Raw genomic sequence first — 23,071 nt, forward strand, 5'->3', positions numbered from 1 at the left:
CCTTATTAGCGGCGGATAACGCCGACGCTCAAGCCCTCGATGACCAGGTCCTGCTCTTTCAGGTTGACTTCGATAGGGGCGAATTCGGGGTTCTCGGCGATCAGCCAGACCTTGTTGCCTTCCCGTTTGAAGCGCTTGACCGTGACTTCGTCACCCAGGCGGGCTACGACGATCTGACCATTGCGCGCTTCGCGGCAGGTGTGTACGGCCAGCAGGTCGCCGTCGACGATGCCGACGTCCTTCATGCTCATGCCGTGCACGCGCAGCAGGTAGTCGGCGCGGGGGTGGAAGAAGGCCGGGTTGATGGCGCAGGATTCCTCGATGTGCTGCTGGGCGAGGATAGGGGCACCCGCAGCCACGCGGCCAATGATGGGCAGGGCGTTTTCATCGGGCTTGCTCTCGAGCCCCGGAATGCGGATGCCGCGCGAGGCACCAGGGGTCATCTCGATTGCACCCTTGCGGGCCAGTGCCTTCAGATGCTCTTCGGCGGCGTTGGGGGATTTGAACCCCAGTTCCTGGGCGATTTCCGCGCGGGTGGGCGGGAAGCCGTTGTCTTCGAGGCAGCGCTTGATGAAAGCCAGAATCTCAGCTTGGCGTGGCGTCAGTTTTAGCATGTCGATCGCTCTGTCTTTTTATACAGTGACTGGGATTATATACAGTGATAGCGGCAAGCTACAAGCGGCAAGCTCCAGGCATGCCCGCAGCTGCCTGCCGCTTCCGGCTTGTGGCTTGTCGCTGCCTTCAATACCATGACCGGCCGGGCACAAAACGCCCGTGCGTACTTGACAGAACCCTGCCTTGAAACGTATGTTTCAAACAAGTGTTTGTCTCGCGGAGTAGTCATGGCCCAGTCGGAAACCGTTGAACGCATTCTCGATGCTGCCGAGCAGCTGTTCGCGGAAAAAGGTTTTGCCGAAACCTCATTGCGGCTGATCACCAGCAAGGCCGGCGTCAACCTGGCGGCGGTGAACTACCATTTCGGTTCGAAGAAGGCGCTGATCCAGGCGGTCTTCTCGCGTTTTCTAGGGCCGTTCTGCCAGAGCCTGGAGCGTGAGCTCGAGCGGCGCCAGGCGCGCCCCGAGCACAAGCCCAGCCTTGAAGAACTGCTGGAGATGCTGGTCGAGCAGGCGCTGGTGGTGCAGCCGCGCAGCGGCAATGACCTGTCGATCTTCATGCGCCTGCTGGGCCTGGCCTTCAGCCAGAGCCAGGGCCACCTGCGTCGTTACCTCGAAGACATGTACGGCAAGGTGTTCCGCCGCTACATGCTGCTGGTCAACGAGGCCGCGCCGCAGATTCCTCCCCTCGAACTGTTCTGGCGCGTGCATTTCATGCTCGGCGCTGCAGCGTTCAGCATGTCGGGCATCAAGGCCCTGCGCGCGATTGCCGAGACCGATTTCGGGGTCAATACCTCGATCGAGCAGGTCATGCGCCTGATGGTGCCGTTCCTGGCCGCCGGCATGCGTGCCGACAGCGGGGTCACGGACGAGGCGATGGCGGCGGCGCAGTTGCGTCCGCGCAGCAAGACCAGCCACGCCCCGGTACCGGCAAAGGCCTGATTCCCCGGCTGGGCGGCACAGCCGGCTTCGGCTAAGCTAGCGCCCATGCCTATTCTCGATTTGCTGCACATTTCCATCGCCGACCAGTGCCTTTATGGGTTCGCCCAGGGGCGACTGGCGGTGCGTCTTGCGGTGTCCACCGCACTCAATGGCCCGGGCGAGCACAACGGCTCCGGTTGTACACCGCGCGGGCTGCATCAGGTGCGTGCGAAGATCGGCGCCGGCCTGCCCCAGGGCGCGGTGCTGCGCGGGCGTCGCTGGACCGGCGAGGTCTGGACGCCCGACCTGCACGCGCAGTTCCCTGGGCGCGACTGGATTCTCTCGCGCATTCTCTGGCTCAGCGGTCGCGAGCCGGGGCGCAACCGCCTCGGGCCCGTGGATACGTTCCGCCGCTATATCTACCTGCACGGCACGCCCGACAGCGAACCCATGGGTGTGCCGTTGTCCCACGGCTGCATACGCCTGCGCAACGCCGACCTGGTAGCGCTGTTCGACCGGGTGCCTGTGCATTGCTCGGTACAGATCGAAGAAGCCGCCTGCCCCCAGTGGGCGAGCGCGCCCCTCAACTGAAGGATCATTTATGAGTACCCGCCTGCAAGGCTCCCTGATGGTCGACGTGGCCGGCACCTGGCTGACTGCCGAAGACCGCCACCTGCTGCGTCAGCCCGAAGTGGCCGGCCTGATCATCTTTGCCCGCAACATCGAATGCCCGCGCCAGGTGCGCGAACTGAGTGCGTCTATCCGTGCCGTGCGCCCGGACCTGATCCTGGCCGTGGACCAGGAGGGTGGTCGCGTACAGCGCCTGCGCCAGGGCTTCGTGCGCTTGCCCGCGATGCGTGCGATTGCAGACAACCCCAATGCCGAGCGCCTGGCCGAACACTGCGGCTGGCTGATGGCAACCGAAGTGCTGGCGGTAGGGCTCGACTTGAGCTTTGCCCCGGTGCTGGACCTTGACCACCAGCGCAGCGCGGTGGTTGGCAGTCGCGCCTTCGAGGGTGACCCGCAGCGCGCCACCTTGCTTGCCGGTGCCTTCATTCGCGGCATGAACGCGGCGGGCATGGCGGCCTGCGGCAAGCACTTCCCGGGGCATGGCTGGGCCGAGGCGGATTCGCATGTGGCGATACCCACCGACGAGCGCAGCCTGGAGCAGATCCGCGCAGCCGACCTGGTGCCGTTCACGCGCCTGAGCGGGCAACTGGCGGCAGTGATGCCGGCGCACGTGATCTATCCACAGGTCGATAACCAGCCGGCCGGCTTCTCGCGGCGCTGGCTGCAGGAGATTCTGCGTGGCGAGTTGGGCTTTGATGGGGTGATCTTCAGCGATGACCTGTCGATGGCCGGTGCGCATGTGGTGGGGGACGCCGCCAGCCGTATCGAGGCGGCGCTGAGTGCCGGTTGCGACATGGGCCTGGTGTGCAATGATCGGGCGGCTGCCGAGCTTGCGTTGTCGGCGGCGCAGCGGTTGAGGGTGAGGCCGTCGCCGCGGATCGCGCAGATGCGCGGGCAGGGTTTTGCGCGTACCGACTACCGCCAGCAGCCCCGCTGGCTGGAGGCGCTTGGCGCGCTGAGGGATGCGCAACTGATCGACTGAGGTCCTGCGCCGGCAAGGCCGGCTCCTGCAGGTGCTGCGATACCTGTAGGAGCCGGCCTTGCCGGCGAAAGGCTCAACTGGATTTCGCGGCCTGCCGCTTCCCGGGCAACGGCGCAAACAGCGCATCAATGTCTTCATCCGCCAGCTTCCAGTCCCCCGCCTGACGCCCCTCCAGCAAGCCTGCAGCCAGCGCTGCCTTCTCCTGTTGCAACTTCTGGATCTTCTCTTCCACCGTGCCCCGTGTAATCAGCTTGTAGACGAACACCGGCTTGTCCTGGCCGATGCGGTAGGCGCGGTCCGTGGCCTGGTTTTCGGTGGCCGGGTTCCACCACGGGTCATAGTGGATCACCGTGTCGGCCGCGGTGAGGTTGAGGCCGGTGCCGCCCGCTTTGAGGCTGATCAGAAACAGTGGCGTCTGCAGGCTCTGGAACTGCTGCACCGGGGTGCGCCGGTCGCGGGTTTCACCGGTCAGCAGGCTGTAGCGGACGCCACGCTTGTGCAGCTCCTGCTCGATCAGTTCGAGCATCGAGGTGAACTGCGAGAACAGCAGGATGCGTCGCCCTTCGCTGAGCAGTTCGTCGAGCATCTGCATCAGGCTGCCCAGCTTGCCCTTGTCCGAATGGGTGGTTCTTGGCGCAATGCTTTTGACCAGGCGCAGATCGCAGCACACCTGACGCAGCTTGAGCAACGCATCCAGAATCACGATCTGGCTGCGCGCCGCGCCGTTGCGGGTGATTTCCTCGCGGACCTTCCTGTCCATCGCCACCCGCACCGTTTCGTAGGTGTCGCGCTGCGCGTCGCTCAGCTCCACCCAATGCACGATCTCGGTCTTGGCCGGCAGTTCGCGGGCCACCTGTTCCTTGGTGCGGCGCAGCAGGAATGGCTTGATGCGCGCGGCAAGATGCGCCATGCGCTCGACGTCGCCATGGCGTTCGACAGGGGTGCGGTAATCGCGGCTGAAGGCCTTGCTGTCGCCCAGCCAGCCGGGTAGCAGGAAGTGGAAGATCGACCACAGTTCGCCCAGGTTGTTTTCCATCGGTGTGCCGGTCAGGCACAGGCGCTGGTTGGCCTGGATCTCGCGCGCCGCTTCGGCGGCCTTGCTGTTGGCGTTCTTGATGTTCTGCGCTTCATCCAGAATCAGCAGGTGCCAGGGCTGCGCGGTGAAGTGAGCCAGGTCGCGGGGCAGCAGGGCGTAGGTGGTCAGTACCAGGTCGTACTGGTCAAGGTCGGCGAAGTGTCGGGTGCGGCCGGGGCCATGCAGGGCCAGCACGCGCAGCTGCGGGGTGAAGTGCTGCGCTTCGTCGAGCCAGTTGGGGATCAGGCTGGTCGGCATCACGGCCAGGGCAGGGCGCTGCAGGCGCCCCGCGTTCTTTTCGGTGAGCAGGTGCGCCAGGGTCTGCAGGGTCTTGCCCAGGCCCATGTCATCGCCCAGGATCCCGCCGACCTCCAGTTCGCGCAGGGTCTGCAACCAGTTCAGGCCTTCGAGCTGGTAGGGTCGCAGCGTGGCGTTCAGGCCCTCGGGGGCGGCGATGTCGGTACGCCTGGACTCGCGCAGGCGGCGGGCAAAGTCGCGTACCCGGTCGCCGCCGCGCCAGGTCAGCGCCATGTCGTCGATGCTGCTCAGGCGCGCGGCATCCGGCGCTGCCAGGCGCAGCGAAGGCCCGCTGTCATTGCCCAGGTACAGCTCGCCCAGGGTGGCCATCAGCGGCTTGATGCGTGCGTAGGGCAAGGCCACGCGCAGCGCCGGGCTGTCATGGCGGGCGCGGTTCAGGTCGATCAGCAGGTGCTCGTCGTCGCTGCGCCGGGCCAGTTCGCTGGGGCGCAGCAGTTCGGGGTTGCTGCGCAGCAGGTGCAGCACGATCGGCAGCAGGCTGTGGCGCTGGCCGTTGACCACGATGCCCAGCTCCAGGTCGAACCATTCGCGCCCCGGCGCTTCCTCGACATCGGCGTACCAGTCGTCGATGTCATGCAGGTTGAAGGCGAAGTCGGGCCTCACTTCCACCTCCCAGCCGGCTGCACGCAGGGTATCGATGCCGGTGCGGGCGAACTGCAGCCAGGCCTGGTCGTCGGCCATCTGCAGCATTTCGCCGGCGCTGTCGGGCAACGCCTTGCTCTGGCGCGTGGCAACGCTGAAGCCCATTTTCTTCAAGGTCTGGCGCAGCGCCTTTTCGGCGTCTGGCTGACGCTGGATACGCTGGCGGACGTTGCCGTCGATACGGATGACTTCGCTGCTGCTCTTGTCGCTGGTGCGCTGCCCGTCATAGGTGAACGCCAGTGCCGCACGGTGTTGCAACTGGCGCTGCATCTTGCCGGTCTTGGGCATGTAGGCGGTGAATTCGTAGCTGCCCAGGGTGAGGTGCGCAACAGCCGGTACATTTTCGATGACCTGGTTCTGGTAGGTCGCCGTGGCTGGAGGCGGCGGAAAGTCGTTGGCCGTCAGCCGCTCCGTCAGGGTGTACAGCGCCGCTGCGCAATGCTTGCAGTTCTGGCGGACAGGGCAGCTGCAGGTGGCGATCAGGAGGGGGTGAACGTCGCCTTCGATCAGCAGGGTCTGACGGTAGAGGTTGCCGCCGGACCCGTGGCACAGGGTTGTCGCGCCCTTGTCGTCAACCGAAACGAGCCTGACGCGCTTGTTGTCTGCATAGTCAAGCCCTCGGGTGAGGGTCTTGGGGCCGAATTGTTCGCGCCAGAGCTTGCTCTTGAGCGCGCGCTGCAGTGTGGTCGACATGGCTCTACTGTTCCATCATCTCCGCTTCAGCAGGAGAGGTGGTGCGTGTGCCGGCGGCGATCACTTTGAACAGGACCGCCAGGTGCCCGCCATCGAGGAAGGTCAGTTCGTTGTTCTTCACCGTGCTGTTGACCTGCCTGAGCTGTTCGCTCTGGATCACGCTGCCATTGCCATCGAGCTGGTTGACCCAGAAGTTGGCCTGCACTTCGATGAAACGGCCCTGCCTGAGGCTGACATTGCCTTCGACCGGGAAGTGGCCGAACTGCTCCTGGCCCTCGCTGATGGCAACCCGCGACGGTTCGCTGCCTACCTGCTGCTGCCAGGCCTTGTGCAGCAGCACGGTGTAGTTGCTGTCGGCGGCCAGCTTTTCGGCCTGTGCGGTCAGCACCGGCTTGCGCACGTCGTAGTCGCTGGGGGCCTTGGCGCCCTGGCGCCAGTCTTCCGGGGCGAACTGGCTGGTGATCGCGGGCACCGCATTCTGGCGCAGCAGGAACATCTCGACCTGGTACTGGCTGTCGGCAAAGGCGGCCGGCGCAATCAGCGCCAGCAGCAGGGTCAAGCTACGAATTGCACGCATGGATCATCCTTCAAGCGGGTTTCGGGGCGAGTCGTTCGAACAGCGCCTCCACTGTAGTAAAGCGTTCATCGGCGCGTTCCATGGGCACCATGAACTTGAACATCGTCGCGCCTTCGAACTTGTAGCGCTTGGGCTGGCCCTGGATCAGCTTGATCAGCACCAGCGGGTCGACCGGGGTCTCGGCCTCGAATTCCACCCGTCCGCCTTGCGGGCCGGCGTCGACCTTCTTGATGCCCAGCTTCTCGGCCTGCAGCTTGAGCAGGGTCAGGCGCACCAGGTTCTTGGTCGGCTCGGGCAGCAGCCCGAAACGGTCGATCATCTCCACCTGCAGATCCTTCAGGCCATCTTCGTCCACCGCCGAGGCGATGCGCTTGTACAGGATCAGGCGCGCATGCACGTCGGGCAGGTAGTCCTCGGGGATCAGTGCCGGTACGCGCAGGTTGATCTCCGGGCCGCCGCCCAGGGGCTGGTCGAGGTTGGGCTGGGTGCCCTTGCGAATCGCCTTGACGGCGCGTTCGAGCATTTCCATGTAGAGGGTGAAGCCCACCGCCTGGATCTGCCCGCTCTGGCCTTCGCCCAGCAGTTCGCCGGCGCCGCGGATCTCCAGGTCGTTGGTGGCCAGCACGAAGCCTGCGCCCAGGTCCTGGGTATTGGCGATGGCCTCCAGGCGCTTTTCGGCGTCGGGGGTGATCTGCTGGCGTGGGGGCGTCAGCAGGTAGGCATAGGCCTGGTGGTGGCTGCGCCCCACACGGCCGCGCAACTGGTGCAACTGGGCCAGGCCGAACTTGTCGGCACGCTCGATGATGATGGTGTTGGCGCTGGGCACGTCGATGCCGGTCTCGATGATGGTCGAGGCGATCAGCACGTTGAAGCGCTTGTGGTAGAAGTCGCTCATCACCTGTTCGAGTTCGCGTTCGCGCATCTGCCCGTGGCCGATACCGATGCGCGCCTCGGGTACCAGTTCGGCGAGGTCGGCGGCGCACTTCTCGATGCTCTTCACGTCGTTGTGCAGGTAGTACACCTGGCCGCCACGCAGCAGTTCGCGCAGCAGCGCCTCCTTGATGGTGCTCTTGTTCTGCTCCATCACGAAGGTGCGCACCGACAGCCGGCGTGCCGGCGGGGTGGCGATGATCGACAGGTCGCGCATGCCCGCCACCGCCATGTTCAGCGTGCGCGGGATCGGCGTGGCGGTCAGGGTCAGGATGTCGACTTCGCTGCGCAGCGCCTTGAGCTGCTCTTTCTGGCGCACGCCGAACCGGTGTTCCTCGTCGATGATGACCAGGCCCAGGTCCTTGAACTTGACGTCGTCCTGCAGCAGCTTGTGGGTGCCGATGACGATGTCGATCTTGCCTTCGGCGAGGTCCGCCACGGCGGCACCGACTTCCTTGGCCGACTTGAAGCGGCTCATCACTTCGACGGTTACCGGCCAGTCGGCAAAGCGGTCGCGGAAGCTGTTGTAGTGCTGCTGGGCGAGCAAGGTGGTGGGCACCAGGATCGCGACCTGGCGCCCGCCGTGCACGGCGATGAAGGCGGCACGCATGGCCACTTCGGTCTTGCCGAAGCCGACATCGCCGCACACCAGGCGGTCCATCGGCTTGGCGGCGAGCATGTCCTCGCGTACCGCTTCGATGGCCGACTGCTGGTCCGGGGTTTCCTCGAACGGGAAGCCGGCACTGAAGGTGGCGTAGTCTACCGACGGGTCGGCAAACGCATAGCCCTTGCGCGCGGCGCGCCGGGCATAGATGTCGAGCAGCTCGGCAGCCACGTCGCGCACTTGTTCGGCCGCCTTGCGCTTGGCCTTCTGCCAGGTCTCGGAGCCCAGACGGTGCAGCGGTGCCAGCGCATCGTCGCTGCCGGTGTAGCGCGCGATCAGGTGCAGGTTGGCCACCGGCACGTACAGCTTGGCGCCTTCGGCGTATTCAAGGGTGAGAAACTCGGCGGCCTGGCCGTCGATCTCCAGTGTCGCCAGGCCCAGGTAGCGGCCCACGCCATGGTCGATATGCACCACCGGGGCGCCTTCGCGCAGCTCGGTAAGGTTCTTGATCACAGCGTCGTTGTTGACGTCGCTGCGCTTTTCGCGGCGCCGACGCTGCATCACGCGCTGGCCGAACAGCGGGCTCTCGGCAACCAGCGCCAGGGCCGGATCGTCCAGCAGCAGGCCGTCGTCCAGTGGTGCGATGGTGATTGCCAGGCGCTGCTTGCTGGCGACGAACTCGTGCCAGCCATCGACGGTTTGCGGGCGCAGTTTCAGGCGTTCGAGCAGTTCCAGCAGCACTTCGCGGCGCCCGGCCGATTCGGCGGTGAACAGCACGCGGCCGGGGAATTGCTCGAGAAACCCCGACAGCGCCGCCAGGGGCTGGTTGGCCTTGGCTTCGATGGCGAGGTTGGGCAGCGTCTGCGCGGCAAAGCGCTCGCGGCCGGGGCCGGCGTCGATGTCGTCCTGGCTGACCACCACCCGTGGCCAGCCCTTGAGCCGGGCGAAGCAGTCTTCCACCGGCATGAACAGCTCGGCAGGCGGCAGCAGAGGGCGGTTAGGGTCGATGCGCCGCTCTTCATAGCGGTTGCGTACATCGCTCCAGAAGTGCTCGGCGGCCTGTTCCACACCGGGCAGGGAGAACACCTGGGTGTTTTCCGGCAAGTAGTCGAACAGGGTCGAGGTTTCTTCGAAAAACAGCGGCAGGTAGTACTCGATGCCGGCCGGCACGATACCGCTGCTCAGGTCCTGGAAGATCGGGCTGCGGCGAAAATCCACGTCGAAGCGTTCGCGAAAGCGCGCTTTGAAGCGGGTGACTTCGTCTTTTTGCAGCGGGAACTCGCGGGCCGGGAGCAGGCGTACCGAGTCGACCTTGTCGATCGAGCGCTGGCTCTCCGGGTCGAAGGTGCGCAGGGTCTCGATCTCGTCATCGAACAGGTCGATGCGGTACGGCAGCTTGCTGCCCATCGGGAACAGGTCGATCAGGGCACCGCGCACGGCGAACTCGCCATGCTCGTACACGGTGTCGACGCAGCGGTAGCCGCTGGCCTCCAGGCGCGTGCGCATCTGTTCCACATCCAGCTTCTGGCCGATGTCCAGCACCAGGCTGCTGCCCAGCAGAAAGCGCGTGGGCGCCAGGCGGTGCAGTGCGGTGGTGATCGGCACCACGAGGATGCCGTGGTCCAGCTCCGGCAACCGGTACAGGCTGGCGATCCGCTGCGAAATGATGTCCTGGTGCGGCGAGAACAGGTCGTAGGGCAGGGTTTCCCAGTCGGGGAACGGCAGCACGGCCAGTTCCGGGGCGAAGAAACGCAGCTCCTGCTCCAGCCGGTCGGCGCTCTGGCTGTCGGCGGTCAGCAGCAGGGTGAAGCGCTTCGCGGCGCTGGCGGCCTCGGCGATGGCCAGGCTCAGGGCGGCACCGGGCAGGTTGCCCCAGGTGTGTTTGCCGGCACTGGCCGGCAGGTGAGGTAGACGCAGAACAGGCACGGGAGGTCGAGCTCCAAGCGTTGCGACAAAACGCCGATTGTACCGGGCGCGGGGCATTGCTGTCAGGTTTCAGCCGCCTGAATGTGGGGCCCGGATCATGCCGTGCGGCGCCGGCGACAGGCGCTCATTGCTCGAAGCGACGCGGGGCGTCATAATGTAGCCCCTTTTTTCTGTCCCTACATGTGGAAGGTTCCCGTGACTCAGAAGCCCGACCAGTGTCTTGGTGAGTGGATCGATCGTGAAGCGCTTGCAGAAGCGATGATCCCGCTTATCGGTCAGCTCTACCGCAATAACAATGTGGTGAGCTCGATCTATGGCCGTAGCCTGATCAACCGTTCGGTGATCGCGATCCTCAAAGCCCACCGCTTTGCCCGTCATCGCCAGACCGACGAAACCGAACTGTCTGTCCACGAGACATTCCCGCTGCTCAAGGCCATGAGCGAGCTCAAGCTGGGCGCCGCTTCGGTCGACCTGGGCAAGCTGGCCAACAAGTTCAAGCAAGAAGGCAACGGCCGCAGCGCCGAGCAGTTCGTGCGTGAAGAAATGGCCGACGTGGTTGGCCAGCAGAACGCCTCCGCACGCAAGGGCACCGACGTGGTCCTGTACGGCTTCGGTCGTATCGGCCGTCTGCTGGCGCGTATCCTGATCGAGAAGACCGGTGGTGGCGACGGCCTGCGCCTGCGTGCCATCGTTGTGCGCAAGGGCGCCGAGAACGACCTGATCAAGCGCGCCAGCCTGCTGCGTCGCGACTCGGTGCACGGTCCGTTCGATGGCACCATCACCATCGACGAAGAAAACAACACCATCACCGCCAACGGCAACCTGATCCAGGTTATCTACGCGAAGAACCCGAGCGAAGTCGACTATACCCAGTACGGTATCGAGAACGCCCTGGTGGTCGACAACACCGGCGTCTGGCGCGATGCCGACGGCCTGGGCCAGCACCTGGCCTGCCCGGGTGCCGCACGCGTTATCCTCACCGCACCGGGCAAGGGCGCGCTGAAGAACATCGTGCACGGCATCAACCACGCCGACATCAGCCCTGACGACAAGATCATCTCGGCGGCTTCCTGCACCACCAACGCCATCGTGCCGGTGCTCAAGGCAGTCAACGACAAGTTCGGCATCGTCAACGGTCACGTCGAAACCGTTCACTCGTACACCAACGACCAGAACCTGATCGACAACTTCCACAAGGGCAGCCGCCGTGGTCGTTCCGCTGCGCTGAACATGGTCATCACCGAGACCGGCGCCGCCACTGCCGCCGCCAAGGCGCTGCCAGTGCTCAAGGGCAAGCTGACCGGTAACGCGATCCGCGTTCCGACGCCGAACGTCTCGATGGCGATCCTGAACCTGAACCTGGAAAAGGCCACCAGCCGCGACGAGATCAACGAGTACCTGCGCCAGATGGCCATGCACTCGGACCTGCACAAGCAGATCGACTTCGTCAGCTCGCAGGAAGTGGTTTCCAGCGACTTCGTCGGCTCGCGTCACGCCGGTGTGGTTGATGCCGAGGCCACCATCTGCAACGACAACCGCGTTGTACTGTACGTTTGGTACGACAACGAGTTCGGTTACAGCTGTCAGGTAGTGCGCGTGATGGAAGACATGGCCGGGGTCAACCCGCCAGCGTTCCCACGCTAAGCATTACGTTGCGTTGAAAGAACGGGAGCCTGCGGGTTCCCGTTTTTTTTGGCTTCAGAAAAGGAGGCGTCGTGTGAAAAAGGGATGGGCTGCGCTGCCTGCCCTGGTGGCATTGCTGGCCGGTTGCGAGCACAGGGATTCGATCGAGCGCATCAGTGGCCCGACCATGGGCAGCAGCTACACCGTGCAGTACGTGCGCAAGGCCGGCGGCCCGACGCCTGGGCAGGTGCAGCAGGAGGTCGAGGCGATCCTGCAGGGCATCGACCAGCGCTTCTCCACCTACCGCAGCGATTCACTGGTGGGGCAGTTCAACCAGCTGCCCGCCCACCGCTGCCAGGCGATGCCGGCCGACGTGCTGCAGCTTGTGCGGGTAGGTGAGCAGCTCTCGCGCCAGAGTGACGGGGCCTTCGATCTCACGGTGGAGCCGCTGCTCGACCTGTGGGGCTTCGGGCCCCAGGCGCGTGAAGAGAAGGTGCCCGATGCCCGGCGGCTGGCACAGGTGCGCGAGCGGGTGGGGTATACCCACTTGCGTATCGAAGGCCAGCAACTGTGCAAGGACGCTGGCGTCGAGGTCGACTTCAACAGCATCGCCGCCGGGCATGCGGTCGACCTGATCGTGGCACGGATGCAAGCTCTGGGGGTCGAAAGCTTTCTGGTGGAAGCTACCGGTGAGCTCAAGGCAATGGGGCGCAAACCCGATGGCAGTGCCTGGCGCATTGCACTCGAACTGCCGCGCGACGATCTTCAGATAGCCCAGCAGGTGTTGCCGCTGGAGGGGTACGGGGTGTCCACGTCGGGTGACTACCGCAATTATTTCGAGGAGAATGGCCAGCGTTATTCGCATACCTTCGATGCGCGCCTGGGCACCCCGGTTGCCCATGCGTTGGCGGCGGTGACGGTGCTGGCGCCCACTGCGCTGATGGCTGACGGGTACTCGACCCTGTTGCTGATCCTGGGCCCGGAGCAGGGTTGGCGCTTCGCGGTCGAGCATCGGATTGCGGCAGTGTTCGTGAATCGGGTCGAGGGTGGGTTCGTTTCACGGGCCACGCCAGCATTCAACAGCATTGCGGGGAAATGAAAGGCTTCGCCAGCAAGGCGGCCTACATGTAGTGCAGAGAAAAATAGCCTACGACGCGACCAAGGGTTAATGTGCGCGGCGTTCAAGCTTGATTAGACTGCACCCGAATTTTTGCATGGCGCCGATGGCGGCATGATGTAGCCCCGGAGGTCAATCTGGCGTCCGGGCCTGTTCTGAAGGAGTACGCATGGCTGTCTACAACTACGACGTAGTGGTGCTGGGTTCCGGCCCGGCAGGAGAAGGGGCGGCAATGAACGCCGCCAAAGCAGGACGCAAGGTAGCGATGGTCGATAGCCGTCGCCAGGTCGGCGGTAACTGCACCCATCTGGGCACCATCCCGTCCAAGGCCCTGCGTCACTCGGTGCGCCAGATCATGCAGTTCAACACCAACCCGATGTTCCGGGCCATCGGTGAGCCGCGCTGGTTCTCCTTCCCCGACGTGCTCAAAAGCGCCGAGAAGGTCATCTCCAAGCAGGTCGCCTCGCGCACTGGCTACTACGCCCGCAACCGCGTTGACGTGTTCTTCGGCACCGGCAGCTTCGCCGACGAGCAGACCATCGAAGTGGTCTGCGCCAACGGTGTGGTCGAGAAGCTGGTAGCCAAGCACATCATCATCGCCACCGGCTCGCGCCCGTATCGCCCGGCCGATATCGATTTCCATCACCCGCGCATCTACGATAGCGACACCATCCTGAGCCTGGGCCACACCCCGCGCAAACTGATCGTGTACGGCGCCGGCGTCATCGGCTGCGAGTACGCCTCGATCTTCAGCGGCCTGGGCGTGCTGGTGGAACTGGTGGACAACCGCGGCCAGCTGCTGAGCTTCCTGGACTCGGAAATCTCCCAGGCCCTGAGCTATCACTTCAGCAACAACAACATCACCGTGCGCCACAACGAAGAGTACGAGCGCGTCGAAGGCCTGGACAACGGTGTGATCCTGCACCTGAAGTCGGGCAAGAAGATCAAGGCCGACGCCTTGCTGTGGTGCAACGGGCGTACCGGCAACACCGACCGCCTGGGCCTGGAAAACATCGGCGTGAAGGTCAACAGCCGTGGCCAGATCGAAGTGGACGAGGCCTACCGCACCTGCGTGCCGAACATCTATGGTGCCGGTGACGTGATCGGCTGGCCAAGCCTGGCCAGTGCCGCCCACGACCAGGGCCGCTCGGCCGCCGGCAGCATCGTCGACAATGGCAGCTGGCGCTTCGTCAACGACGTGCCGACCGGCATCTACACCATTCCGGAGATCAGCTCGATCGGCAAGAACGAGCAGGAGCTGACCCAGGCCAAGGTGCCGTACGAAGTGGGCAAGGCGTTCTTCAAGGGCATGGCCCGGGCGCAGATCGCTGGCGAGCCGCAAGGCATGCTCAAGATCCTGTTCCACCGCGAGACGCTGCAGATTCTCGGCGTGCACTGCTTCGGCTACCAGGCCTCGGAGATCGTGCACATCGGTCAGGCGATCATGGGCCAGCCGGGCGAGCAGAACACGCTGAAGTACTTCGTCAACACCACCTTCAACTACCCGACCATGGCCGAAGCCTATCGGGTTGCCGCCTACGACGGTCTCAACCGGCTTTTTTGAGCGGCTCCGGCCGGTGGCCTGAGCCGGCCGGGGAGACCGATTTCAGCGATTCTCGAGGGTGGCGCTGGCCAAACCGGGAAAGTCTGTAATCAGGCTGTCTACGCCGAAGTCGGCGAGTCGGAGCATCAGCGCCGGCTCGTTGACTGTCCACACCGACACATGCAACCCCTGACGCTGGGCCTTGGCCAGGCGCTCGGGGGTGCAGTGCGTCCAGTTCAGCGCCAGCAGTTCGCAACCGTAGTTCTGCGCGACCTTCAACGGGTCGAGCCAGGTGTATTCCGCGACCAGCCCGCGGGACACGTCCGGGGTCAGCTCCAGGGCGGCGCCCAGCACCTCCCGCGAGCTTGAGGTGATGGTGACCTTGTCCAGCAGGCCGAAGCGCTGGGCCATTTCGCGAATCGCCAGCACCGTGGTGGCAGCGCGGGTGCGCGAGGCACTCTTGACCTCCAGCTGCCAGTGGTCGAAATCACATTTCTCGAACAGCTCTTCCAGGCGTGGAATCGGGCAGGGGTTGACCCAGCCCGGGCCGCCCTTGCGCGCATCGTAGGTCACCAGGTCGGCGGCGCTGTGCTCCACCACCTTGCCGCCACGGCCGGTGGTGCGCTTGAGGCTGGGGTCATGAATGACCATCAGCTCGTTGTCGGAGGACAGGTGCAGGTCCAGCTCGCAACGGCGAACGCCGTGGCTCAGGCATTGCTGGAAACTGGTCAGGGTATTCTCGGGGGCTTCGCCCTTGGCGCCGCGGTGGCCGTAAATCAGGGTCACGTTCGTTCCTTCAAGCAAGACGGAAAATCAGGAGGCAGGCGGGGTGTTCTGTTCCAGTGCCTGGCGGCGTTGCAGTGCCTGTTTCTGCAGGATATAGCGCGCCAGCAACTGGCGCTGGGCGTCGGTCATCTCGACGAATTCGGCGCCGATGTCGAACAGGCCGTCAGCGGCCTTGTCGCAGTGGGTCACCTTGGCCCGCAGCAGCAGGCCCAGGGCCTGGGGCATCAGCACCATCTTCACCGAGACGCGGCTGCCGGCGGTGATGGCCTGGGCCTGGTGCACCTCGACGCCACCTTCGGAGAGAGTCACCGGGCGCGCCTCGCCGATCTGCCCCAGCAGGGTTTGCGCAACCACGGCGCTGAGCAGGTCGATGCGTTTGTTCTGGGCCTTGAGAAAGGCTGCCAGGGTGCGGTCCTTGTCACTGAGCTGGCGCAGCAGGTGCTGGGACTCGAACTCGCTCAGGTGCAGTTCGCTGAGCAGGTTGAAGAGTGGTGAAGCATCTTGCAACAACTCGCCGCCCAAGGCCTCGGCGGCGCTCAGAGGGGTAATTTCCAGTGCGATCCTGTCCTCGATACGGTAGTATTCGCGGCGATCTTCTTCATCTAATGTCGACATGGCGAACCCATGGTAGCGGCGGTGGTCTGAGTGTAAAGCTGCTATTCAAGCCCCGCCACAAGGACGTTCCTCTTTCCTCCGAACAAGCCCCGACATGTTCAGACCTCTTTTCGTATTTATCGGTACGCGTTACACCCGTGCCAAACGTCGCAATCACTTCGTCTCGTTCATTTCGCTGACCTCGATGATCGGCCTCGCCCTGGGCGTGGTGGTGATGATCGTGGTGCTGTCGGTGATGAATGGCTTCGATCATGAAATGCGTACCCGCGTATTGGGCATGGTGCCCCATGCCACCCTCGAGACCGGACAGCCGATCAGCGACTGGCCAGCCCTTGCCGATACAGTAAAGCAGAACCCGGCGGTGCTGGCGGTGGCGCCGTTCACCCAGATGCAGGGCCTGCTGACCCATGACGGCAAGGTACAGAAGGTGCTGCTCAACGGTATTGACCCGGCGCAAGAGCGCAAGGTGTCGATCATCGACGACTTCGTGCGCGAGGGTAAGCTCGACGCGCTGGCGCCGGGCAGCTTCGGCATCATGATCGGCGACAAGGCCGCAGCCAAGCTGGGCGTGGGCATCGGCGACAAGCTGACCTTCGTCGCCCCAGAGGTCACCGTGACCCCGGCCGGCATGTTCCCGCGCATGAAGCGCTTCACCGTGGTCGGCATCTTCCACGTGGGCGCCGGCGAGATCGACGGCTACCTTGGCCTGACCAACCTGTCGGACCTGTCGCGCCTGCACCGCTGGAAGGCCGACCAGGTGCAGGGCCTGCGCCTGAAGTTCGACGACCTGTTCCAGGCACCCCGCGAGGCCTGGAACATCGCCCAGAAGCTGGGCGAGCACGAGTTCTACGCCCGTGACTGGACCCGCAGCCACGGCAACCTGTACCAGGCCATCCGCATGGAAAAAGCCATGATCGGCCTGCTGTTGCTGCTGATTGTCGCGGTGGCGGCGTTCAACATCATTTCCACGCTGGTGATGGTGGTCAACGACAAGAAGGGCGACATCGCCATCCTGCGCACGCTGGGCTCCACGCCGGGTCAGATCATGGCCATCTTCATGGTGCAGGGCACCGTGATCGGCGTGGTCGGCACCCTGATCGGCGCCGTGGTCGGCATCGCCGCCGCGCTCAACGTGAGTGCAGCGATTGCCGGCCTCGAGCGGTTGATGGGGCACAAGTTCCTCAACGCCGACGTGTACTTCATCGACTACCTGCCGTCCCAGGTCATGGCCGAAGACGTGTGGATGGTCTGCGGTGCGGCGCTGGTCCTGAGTTTCCTCGCCACCCTGTATCCGGCCTGGCGTGCGGCGCGCACCCAGCCTGCGGAGGCGCTACGTTATGAGTGAGTTGGGCATGAGTGATAAAGCAGTGCTGAGTTGCCGCAACCTGGGCAAGTCCTACGAGGAAGGCCCGGAGTCGGTGCAAGTGTTGTCGGGCCTGCAGCTGGAGCTGCACCCGGGTGAGCGTGTGGCGATCGTCGGCAGTTCAGGGTCGGGCAAGAGTACCTTGCTCAACCTGCTGGGTGGCCTCGATACCCCGACCCAGGGCAGCGTATGGCTGGCCGGTGAAGAGCTGTCGGCGCTGGGCGAGCGTGCACGTGGCCTGCTGCGCAACCGCGCACTGGGCTTCGTCTACCAGTTCCACCACCTGCTGCCGGAGTTCACCGCGCTGGAGAACGTGTGCATGCCGCTGCTGATCGGCCGCACGCCGATCCCCGAGGCGCGCGAACGTGCCGAGGCGCTGCTCACGCGTGTCGGCCTGGGCCATCGCCTGACGCACAAGCCATCCGAGCTGTCCGGCGGCGAGCGCCAGCGCGTGGCGATTGCCCGGGCGCTGGTCAACCGGCCCGGGCTGGTGATGCTCGACGAGCCTACCGGCAACCTCGACCACCACACCGCACAGGGCATCCAGGACCTGATGCAGGAGCTGAGCAGCTCCTCGCAGACCGCGTTCCTGGTGGTGACCCACGACCTCAACCTGGCGCGGCAGATGGACCGTGTGCTGCGCCTGGAAGACGGGCGTCTGGTTTCGATCTGACCTGGCAGTACAGGTGGCCCGCCGTGCATGGCGGGCCCCTTGTCTCTTTTCTTTACCTGGGTGCTTCAGTTCATGTTCAGACCCTTGTCAATTTTCATCGGTGCGCGTTACACCCGTGCCAAGCGCCGCAACCACTTCATCTCGTTCATCTCGATGACCTCGATGATCGGCCTGTCCCTGGGCGTGCTGGCGATGATCGTGGTGCTATCGGTGATGAACGGCTTCCAGCGTGAAATGAGTGCGCGGATCCTGGGCATGGTGCCGCATGCCGCCGTGCTGGGCGCCCAGCCGCTGGACAACTGGCAGGCGGTGGCCGATGCCGCGTTGAAGAACCCCGAAGTGCTGGCCGCTGCGCCGCTGACCGAGATGGAAGGCATGCTCTCCTACAAGGGCGCGATGCAGCCGATCCAGATCAGCGGCATCGACCCTGCGCAGGAAGGCAAGGTCTCGATCGTGGCCGACCACATCGTTCAGGGCCGGCTCGACGACCTAAAGCCGGGCGAGTTCGGCGTGGTGGTAGGCGAGATGACGGCGCGTCGGTTTGGCCTCAGGGTCGGTGACAAGCTGACCCTGATCGTGCCCGAGGTGAGCACCGCTCCCGGCGGCATCACCCCGCGCATGCAGCGCCTCAACGTGGTCGGTGTGTTCAAGGTGGGCGCCGAGCTGGATGGCTCCATGGGCCTGATCCACATGGCCGATGCGGCGAGCATGCAGCGCTGGGCGCCGAACCAGGTGCAGGGCGTGCGGCTCAAGGTCAAGGACCTGTATGCCGCGCCGCAGGTGTCCAGGGCGATAGTGGGCGAACTGGGCGAGCAGTACCGTGCCGATGACTGGACCCACACCCAGGGCAGCCTGTTCAGTGCCATGAAGATGGAAAAGACCATGATCGGCCTGCTGCTGATGATGATCATTGCGGTGGCGGCGTTCAACATCATTGCCACCCTGATCATGGTGGTGAACGACAAGGGCGCGGACATCGCCATCCTGCGTACCATCGGCGCGACGCCGGCGCAGATCATGGGCACGTTCATGGTGCAGGGCAGCCTGATCGGTGTGGTGGGCACCTTGATCGGTGGTGTGCTCGGCGTGATCGCGGCGCTCAATGTGAGCCAGATCGTCGGCTGGCTGGAGCGGGTCAGCGGGCAGCATATCTTTACCTCGGACGTGTACTTCATCAGTACGCTGCCATCGGAACTGCAATGGGGCGATGTGGCGCTGATCTGCACGGCGGGGTTGGTGATGAGCTTTCTGGCCACCCTGTATCCGGCGTGGCGTGCTTCGCAGGTCGAGCCGGCGTACGCCTTGCGGTACGAGTGATGCCACCGCTCTTGTAGGAGCCGGCGTTTCCGGCGAAGCGGACACACTGCCTGGCCATGTTCAGGCATGTCGCATGCGCCGATTCGCCGGCAACGCCGGCTCCTACAGGGCTGCGTTGTGTTCCGGCAAGTCGATCAGGAACCGCGTCCACCCCTGCGCCGATTCGGCACTGATCACCCCACCGTGCGCCTGCACGATCGAACGGGTGATCGCCAGCCCCAGCCCCGCATGTTCGCTGCTGCCTTCCCGGCGTGCCGGGTCGGCCCGGTAGAACCGGTCGAACAGCCGCGGCAATAGCGCTGCATCGATCGGCGCCCCGCGATTGGCCACCACCAGGCGAACCCTGCCATCACCCTGCGCAATCTCGACCCGTATCTCGCCCTGTGCCGGGGTAAAGCGCAGCGCGTTGTCCAGCAGGTTGGACAGGGCCCGTCGCAGCATGTTGCGGTCTCCCGTCAGCTCGGCCAGCCCTTCGCGGCTCAGGCTGATCTGTGCATCCTCGGCCAATGGCGCGTAGTACTCGATCAAGGCATCAGCCTCCTGGTCCAGCGCCAGGGGCTCGCGATTGGGCATCAGCAGGCCGTGGTCGGCCTTGGCCAGGTACAGCATGTCGTTGACCAGTTGCGCCATCCATTGCAGTTCCTCGAGGTTGCCGTGCAATGCCTCGCGATACTCCTCCAGGCTGCGCGGGCGGGTGAGGGTGACCTGGGTGTGGGTCAGCAGGTTGGACAGCGGCGTGCGCAGCTCGTGGGCAATGTCGGCCGAGAAGGCCGACAGGCGCTGGAAGGCATCGTCCAGACGTTCGAGCATGGCATTCATGGTGCCGGCCAGTTGCGCCAGCTCTGGCGGCATCTGGGCCTGGGGCAGGCGTGTGGTCAGCGAGCGCGCCGAAACGCCGGCTGCCACCTCGCCCATCCGGCGCAGCGGACGCAAGCCACGGCGCACGGCCCAGGCACCGAGCAGCGCGGTGGCCAGCGCCGAAAGGCCCATCGTCAGCCAGATCAGGCGCTGCATGCGTTGCAGAAAGTGCTGGTGGTGGGTGATATCCAGAAACAGAGTGAGCCGGCTGCCGCCTTCAAGCACCACGCACAGGCTGCGAAAATCCATGCCCTCGCTGCGCAGGGTGCTCAGGCCCGGTATGTCGGGTGCGTCAGGCAGGCCGGGGCGGCTGGCAAACCACTGCGCCCCGTCGCTGCCACGAATGCGCAGTGCAAGGTCGGCCTGGTGGCTCAGTTCGCCGCGCAGCAGCGGTAGCCGCGCTGCCAGGCTCGGGCGGTCGTGCACGCCAACGAGCGCCTGGCGCAGTACCGACAGACGACTGTCGAGCAACTGCTGATCGAGCTCGATGAAGTGCGCCTCGCTGGCCCGGCTGAACAGGAGCCCCGCCGTCAGTGACACCGCCGCCGTGCAGGCGGCGAACAACAGCGCCAGGCGTGCGCCCAGGGACAATCTGCGCATCACGCCGGGCGCTCCTCGAGCACGTAGCCCATGCCGCGCACGGTGTGGATCAGCTTGTTGTCGTGGCCATCGTCGACCTTCAGGCGCAGGCGCCGGATCGCCACTTCGATCACGTTGGTGTCGCTGTCGAAGTTCATGTCCCACACCTGCGAGGCGATCAGCGATTTGGGCAGCACCTCGCCCTGGCGGCGCAGCAGCAGTTCGAGCAGGGCGAACTCTTTGGCGGTGAGGTCGATGCGTGCCCCGGCGCGTTCCACCCGGCGGCGAATCAGGTCCAGGCGCAGGTCGGCCAGGTTCAGGGTGGTTTCCTGGGGCGGGCTGGCGCCGCGGCGCAGCAGGGTGCGGACCCGCGCCAGCAGTTCGGAGAACGCAAAGGGTTTGATCAGGTAGTCGTCGGCGCCCAGTTCCAGGCCATGCACGCGGTCTTCTACCGCATCGCGGGCCGTGAGGAACAGCACCGGGGTGTCGAAGCCGGCCTCGCGCACGGCTTGCAGAATCTGCCAGCCGTCACGCCCGGGGAGCATCACGTCGAGAATCAGCAGGTCGTAGTCGCCGCTCAGGGCCAGGTGCTGACCGGTATCGCCGTCGGTGGCCAGTTCGGTGCTGAAGCCGGCTTCGTTGAGGCCCTGGCGCAGGTAGAGGCCGGTCTTGGGCTGGTCTTCGACGATCAACAGTTTCATGGGCTTCTCGGCAGCGTTGGGGGCTGGGTTTATACCCTGTGGCAGGGTGCGCGGGGCAAAGCTGACAAAGTTGTAATGTTTTCGTCAGGTGGTTGCCAGCGGCAGTTTTCTACAGTGCGGGGCATGAGCTTGCACATGATAGAGGATGCACGATGAAACGCTTGATGATCGCGAGCGCCCTGGCGCTGTGGAGCTTGCCGCTGCTGGCGGCACCCGGGCACGAGTACGCCTTCGGCAAGCCGGCTGCGGCGGCGCAGGCCACGCGCACGGTGGAGGTCGTGATGGGCGACATGTACTTCGAGCCGCGCGCGCTGCAGGTCAAGGCCGGCGAAACGGTGCGTTTCGTGCTGGTGAACAACGGCCAGGTGCCCCACGAGTTCAACCTGGGGGATGCGGCCATGCACGCCCGGCACCAGCAGGAGATGCTCGCCATGCAGGGGCAGATGGATCATTCGGCAATGGGACATGGCGGCATGAATCATGGCGGTGATGATCATGGTGCGATGGGTAGCGGCGGCATGCAGCATGACGACCCGAACATGGTGATGGTGGCGCCGGGCAAGCGCGCCGAACTGACCTGGACCTTCAGCCAGAGCACGCCGATCGAGTTCGCCTGCAACGTGCCGGGGCATTACCAGGCCGGCATGGTGGGCAAGCTGACTATCGCCAAATGACCAATGCAGCGCGCAAACCCGATAAACTAGACCAATTTCGTCCTTCAGGTTTGAGCCATGCATCCCGCCGCCGAACATTCGCCACTGGGCAAGTCCAGTGAATACATCAGCACCTACACGCCGTCGCTGCTGTTCCCCATCCCGCGTGCAGCCAAATGGGCCGAGCTTGGGGTCACCGCGCAAACGTTGCCGTGGTCGGGTGTGGATTACTGGAACTGCTTCGAGCTGTCCTGGCTGCTGCCTTCGGGCAAGCCGGTGGTGGCCATCGGCGAGTTCGCCATCCCGGCCGATTCGCCGGCCATCATCGAGTCCAAGTCGTTCAAGCTGTACCTGAACTCGCTGAACCAGACCGAGTTCGCCTCGGCGCAGGCGGTGCAGGCCTGTCTGGTCAAGGACCTGTCCGCGGCAGCCGGCAAGCCGGTAGGGGTGCGTATCCGCAGCCTGGCCGAGGTTCAGCGCGAAGGGGTGATGGCGCTGCCGGGCACCTGCATCGATGACCTGGAGGTCAGCATCAGCAACTACGAGCAGCCGCAACCGGAGCTGCTGCGCTGCGATGCCGAGCGTGTGGTGGAAGAGACCCTGCACAGCCATCTGCTCAAATCCAACTGCCCGGTGACCGGGCAGCCGGACTGGGGCAGCGTGACCGTCCATTACCGTGGCGCAGCGCTGGACCATGCCAGCCTGCTGACCTACCTGATCAGCTTCCGTCAGCATGCCGACTTCCACGAGCAATGCGTTGAACGTATCTACCTGGACCTCAAGCGCCTGCTCAACCCTGAGACCCTCACGGTGTATGCGCGCTACGTGCGCCGGGGCGGGCTGGACATCAACCCGTACCGCAGCACCGGGCCGGTCACCCTGAAGAACCTGCGCCTGGTTCGCCAGTAACGAAAAAGCCCCGTCCAGTGTGACGGGGCTTTCGTTTTTGCCGCGGGGTTCAGATGCCCATGCTTTGCAGGCTCTGAACGATGTTGCGCAGGGTGGCGGTCAGGCCCGGGTGCTCGACTTCGAAACGTTCGACAGCGAGGTTGACGCCGTCGACCAGGTTGTTGTCCGGGGTTACGGCCTCCAGTTCGATTTTTGCTTGGATCTGCGCCATCAGTTCGTGCAGCTCGACACGCTCCTGTTCCGAGAGCGGTGGGTTTTGCTCCAGTTGCTCGCGCAGGGCGTCGAGTTGCGCTTGAAGTTCGCGGGCAGGCATGGGTGTTCTCCCTCTATGAATAGGCTCAGACATGGACCCCGCGCGCGGGCGAAAGGTCCGTGCCTCGCTGTTCAGGTTAATCCACCCGGCGCCGCTTTGCATGACCCTG

General features: G+C 64.6%; 20 protein-coding genes. 11 read left to right on the forward strand and 9 right to left on the reverse strand.

All coding sequences use genetic code 11. The annotated features are described in order from the left end of the window. Positions 1-5 precede the first annotated feature (5 nt). Positions 6-614, reverse strand: a complete 609-nt coding sequence (gene lexA, locus NP552_RS09730; RefSeq protein ID WP_043864563.1) for a transcriptional repressor LexA — start codon at positions 612-614, stop codon at positions 6-8. A gap of 228 nt (positions 615-842) precedes the next feature. Here lexA and NP552_RS09735 point away from each other — a divergent pair, with 228 nt between their 5' ends. From NP552_RS09735 to nagZ, 3 genes are read left to right on the forward strand one after another with little or no spacing between them, the layout of a single operon-like run. Next, complete coding sequence (locus NP552_RS09735) at positions 843-1,556, forward strand: TetR/AcrR family transcriptional regulator (protein WP_043864562.1); 714 nt, start codon at positions 843-845, stop codon at positions 1,554-1,556. 45 nt (positions 1,557-1,601) lie between these two features. Then, entirely contained in the window at positions 1,602-2,126 is a 525-nt protein-coding gene (locus NP552_RS09740) for a L,D-transpeptidase (RefSeq protein ID WP_196932504.1), read from the forward strand. A 22-nt stretch (positions 2,127-2,148) separates the two neighbouring features. After that, the gene (gene nagZ, locus NP552_RS09745; protein ID WP_196932531.1) at positions 2,149-3,147 is read left to right on the forward strand and encodes a beta-N-acetylhexosaminidase; all 999 of its coding nucleotides are present in this window, start codon (positions 2,149-2,151) and stop codon (positions 3,145-3,147) included. 73 nt (positions 3,148-3,220) lie between these two features. Here the strand turns inward: nagZ and NP552_RS09750 are convergent, their stop codons facing one another. Genes NP552_RS09750 through mfd form a run of 3 tightly spaced genes read right to left on the reverse strand, consistent with a single transcriptional unit; the run spans position 3,221 to position 9,912 of the window. Next, the gene (locus tag NP552_RS09750; RefSeq protein WP_196932503.1) at positions 3,221-5,875 is read right to left on the reverse strand and encodes a DEAD/DEAH box helicase; all 2,655 of its coding nucleotides are present in this window, start codon (positions 5,873-5,875) and stop codon (positions 3,221-3,223) included. A gap of 4 nt (positions 5,876-5,879) precedes the next feature. Then, the gene (locus tag NP552_RS09755; RefSeq protein WP_043864559.1) at positions 5,880-6,452 is read right to left on the reverse strand and encodes a CsiV family protein; all 573 of its coding nucleotides are present in this window, start codon (positions 6,450-6,452) and stop codon (positions 5,880-5,882) included. Between the two features lie 10 nt (positions 6,453-6,462). After that, positions 6,463-9,912: a transcription-repair coupling factor gene (gene mfd, locus NP552_RS09760; protein WP_043864558.1), complete on the reverse strand. Its 3,450-nt coding sequence runs from the start codon at positions 9,910-9,912 to the stop codon at positions 6,463-6,465. A gap of 180 nt (positions 9,913-10,092) precedes the next feature. On the opposite strand from mfd, the gene NP552_RS09765 reads away from it, so the two are divergent. From NP552_RS09765 to sthA, 3 genes are all read left to right on the forward strand, one after another. Next, on the forward strand, positions 10,093-11,556 hold the full coding sequence (locus tag NP552_RS09765; protein ID WP_043864557.1) for a glyceraldehyde-3-phosphate dehydrogenase: 1,464 nt from the start codon (positions 10,093-10,095) through the stop codon (positions 11,554-11,556). A 166-nt stretch (positions 11,557-11,722) separates the two neighbouring features. Next, the gene (locus NP552_RS09770; RefSeq protein WP_080922958.1) at positions 11,723-12,634 is read left to right on the forward strand and encodes an FAD:protein FMN transferase; all 912 of its coding nucleotides are present in this window, start codon (positions 11,723-11,725) and stop codon (positions 12,632-12,634) included. A gap of 187 nt (positions 12,635-12,821) precedes the next feature. Beyond that, a complete protein-coding gene (sthA, locus tag NP552_RS09775) occupies positions 12,822-14,216 on the forward strand; it encodes a Si-specific NAD(P)(+) transhydrogenase (protein WP_043864555.1) in 1,395 nt (464 codons plus the stop codon). A 42-nt stretch (positions 14,217-14,258) separates the two neighbouring features. Here the strand turns inward: sthA and NP552_RS09780 are convergent, their stop codons facing one another. Next, positions 14,259-14,981, reverse strand: coding sequence for a glycerophosphodiester phosphodiesterase (locus NP552_RS09780; protein WP_043864554.1), 723 nt, complete (start codon positions 14,979-14,981; stop codon positions 14,259-14,261). 27 nt (positions 14,982-15,008) lie between these two features. Continuing rightward, positions 15,009-15,596: a PilZ domain-containing protein gene (locus tag NP552_RS09785; protein WP_043864553.1), complete on the reverse strand. Its 588-nt coding sequence runs from the start codon at positions 15,594-15,596 to the stop codon at positions 15,009-15,011. Between the two features lie 94 nt (positions 15,597-15,690). Between NP552_RS09785 and NP552_RS09790 the strand changes: the two genes are divergently transcribed. The 3 genes from NP552_RS09790 (at position 15,691) to NP552_RS09800 (ending at position 18,949) form a co-directional block, all read left to right on the forward strand. Continuing rightward, positions 15,691-16,941: a lipoprotein-releasing ABC transporter permease subunit gene (locus NP552_RS09790; RefSeq protein WP_054916186.1), complete on the forward strand. Its 1,251-nt coding sequence runs from the start codon at positions 15,691-15,693 to the stop codon at positions 16,939-16,941. Between the two features lie 7 nt (positions 16,942-16,948). Further along, positions 16,949-17,632 (forward strand): lipoprotein-releasing ABC transporter ATP-binding protein LolD, encoded by a 684-nt coding sequence (lolD, locus tag NP552_RS09795; protein WP_173925058.1) that lies wholly within the window; start codon positions 16,949-16,951, stop codon positions 17,630-17,632. 72 nt (positions 17,633-17,704) lie between these two features. Beyond that, positions 17,705-18,949: a lipoprotein-releasing ABC transporter permease subunit gene (locus tag NP552_RS09800; RefSeq protein WP_043864660.1), complete on the forward strand. Its 1,245-nt coding sequence runs from the start codon at positions 17,705-17,707 to the stop codon at positions 18,947-18,949. Between the two features lie 102 nt (positions 18,950-19,051). Here NP552_RS09800 and NP552_RS09805 read toward each other — a convergent pair whose 3' ends face one another. Then, positions 19,052-20,410: a heavy metal sensor histidine kinase gene (locus tag NP552_RS09805; protein WP_100633166.1), complete on the reverse strand. Its 1,359-nt coding sequence runs from the start codon at positions 20,408-20,410 to the stop codon at positions 19,052-19,054. Next, positions 20,407-21,087 (reverse strand): heavy metal response regulator transcription factor, encoded by a 681-nt coding sequence (locus NP552_RS09810; RefSeq protein ID WP_043864549.1) that lies wholly within the window; start codon positions 21,085-21,087, stop codon positions 20,407-20,409. Before NP552_RS09810 ends, NP552_RS09805 begins: the two co-directional genes overlap by 4 nt. Positions 21,088-21,239: 152 nt before the next feature. Between NP552_RS09810 and NP552_RS09815 the strand changes: the two genes are divergently transcribed. Both NP552_RS09815 and queF read left to right on the forward strand, forming a co-directional pair. After that, on the forward strand, positions 21,240-21,761 hold the full coding sequence (locus tag NP552_RS09815) for a cupredoxin domain-containing protein (RefSeq protein ID WP_043864548.1): 522 nt from the start codon (positions 21,240-21,242) through the stop codon (positions 21,759-21,761). Between the two features lie 57 nt (positions 21,762-21,818). Beyond that, positions 21,819-22,649, forward strand: coding sequence for an NADPH-dependent 7-cyano-7-deazaguanine reductase QueF (queF, locus tag NP552_RS09820; RefSeq protein WP_054916181.1), 831 nt, complete (start codon positions 21,819-21,821; stop codon positions 22,647-22,649). A 49-nt stretch (positions 22,650-22,698) separates the two neighbouring features. Here the strand turns inward: queF and NP552_RS09825 are convergent, their stop codons facing one another. Next, positions 22,699-22,962 (reverse strand): DUF4404 family protein, encoded by a 264-nt coding sequence (locus tag NP552_RS09825; RefSeq protein ID WP_043864546.1) that lies wholly within the window; start codon positions 22,960-22,962, stop codon positions 22,699-22,701. Between the last annotated feature and the right edge of the window lie 109 nt (positions 22,963-23,071).

The organism is Pseudomonas sp. 8209, from assembly GCF_028682105.1.
Classification (GTDB): domain Bacteria; phylum Pseudomonadota; class Gammaproteobacteria; order Pseudomonadales; family Pseudomonadaceae; genus Aquipseudomonas; species Aquipseudomonas palmensis.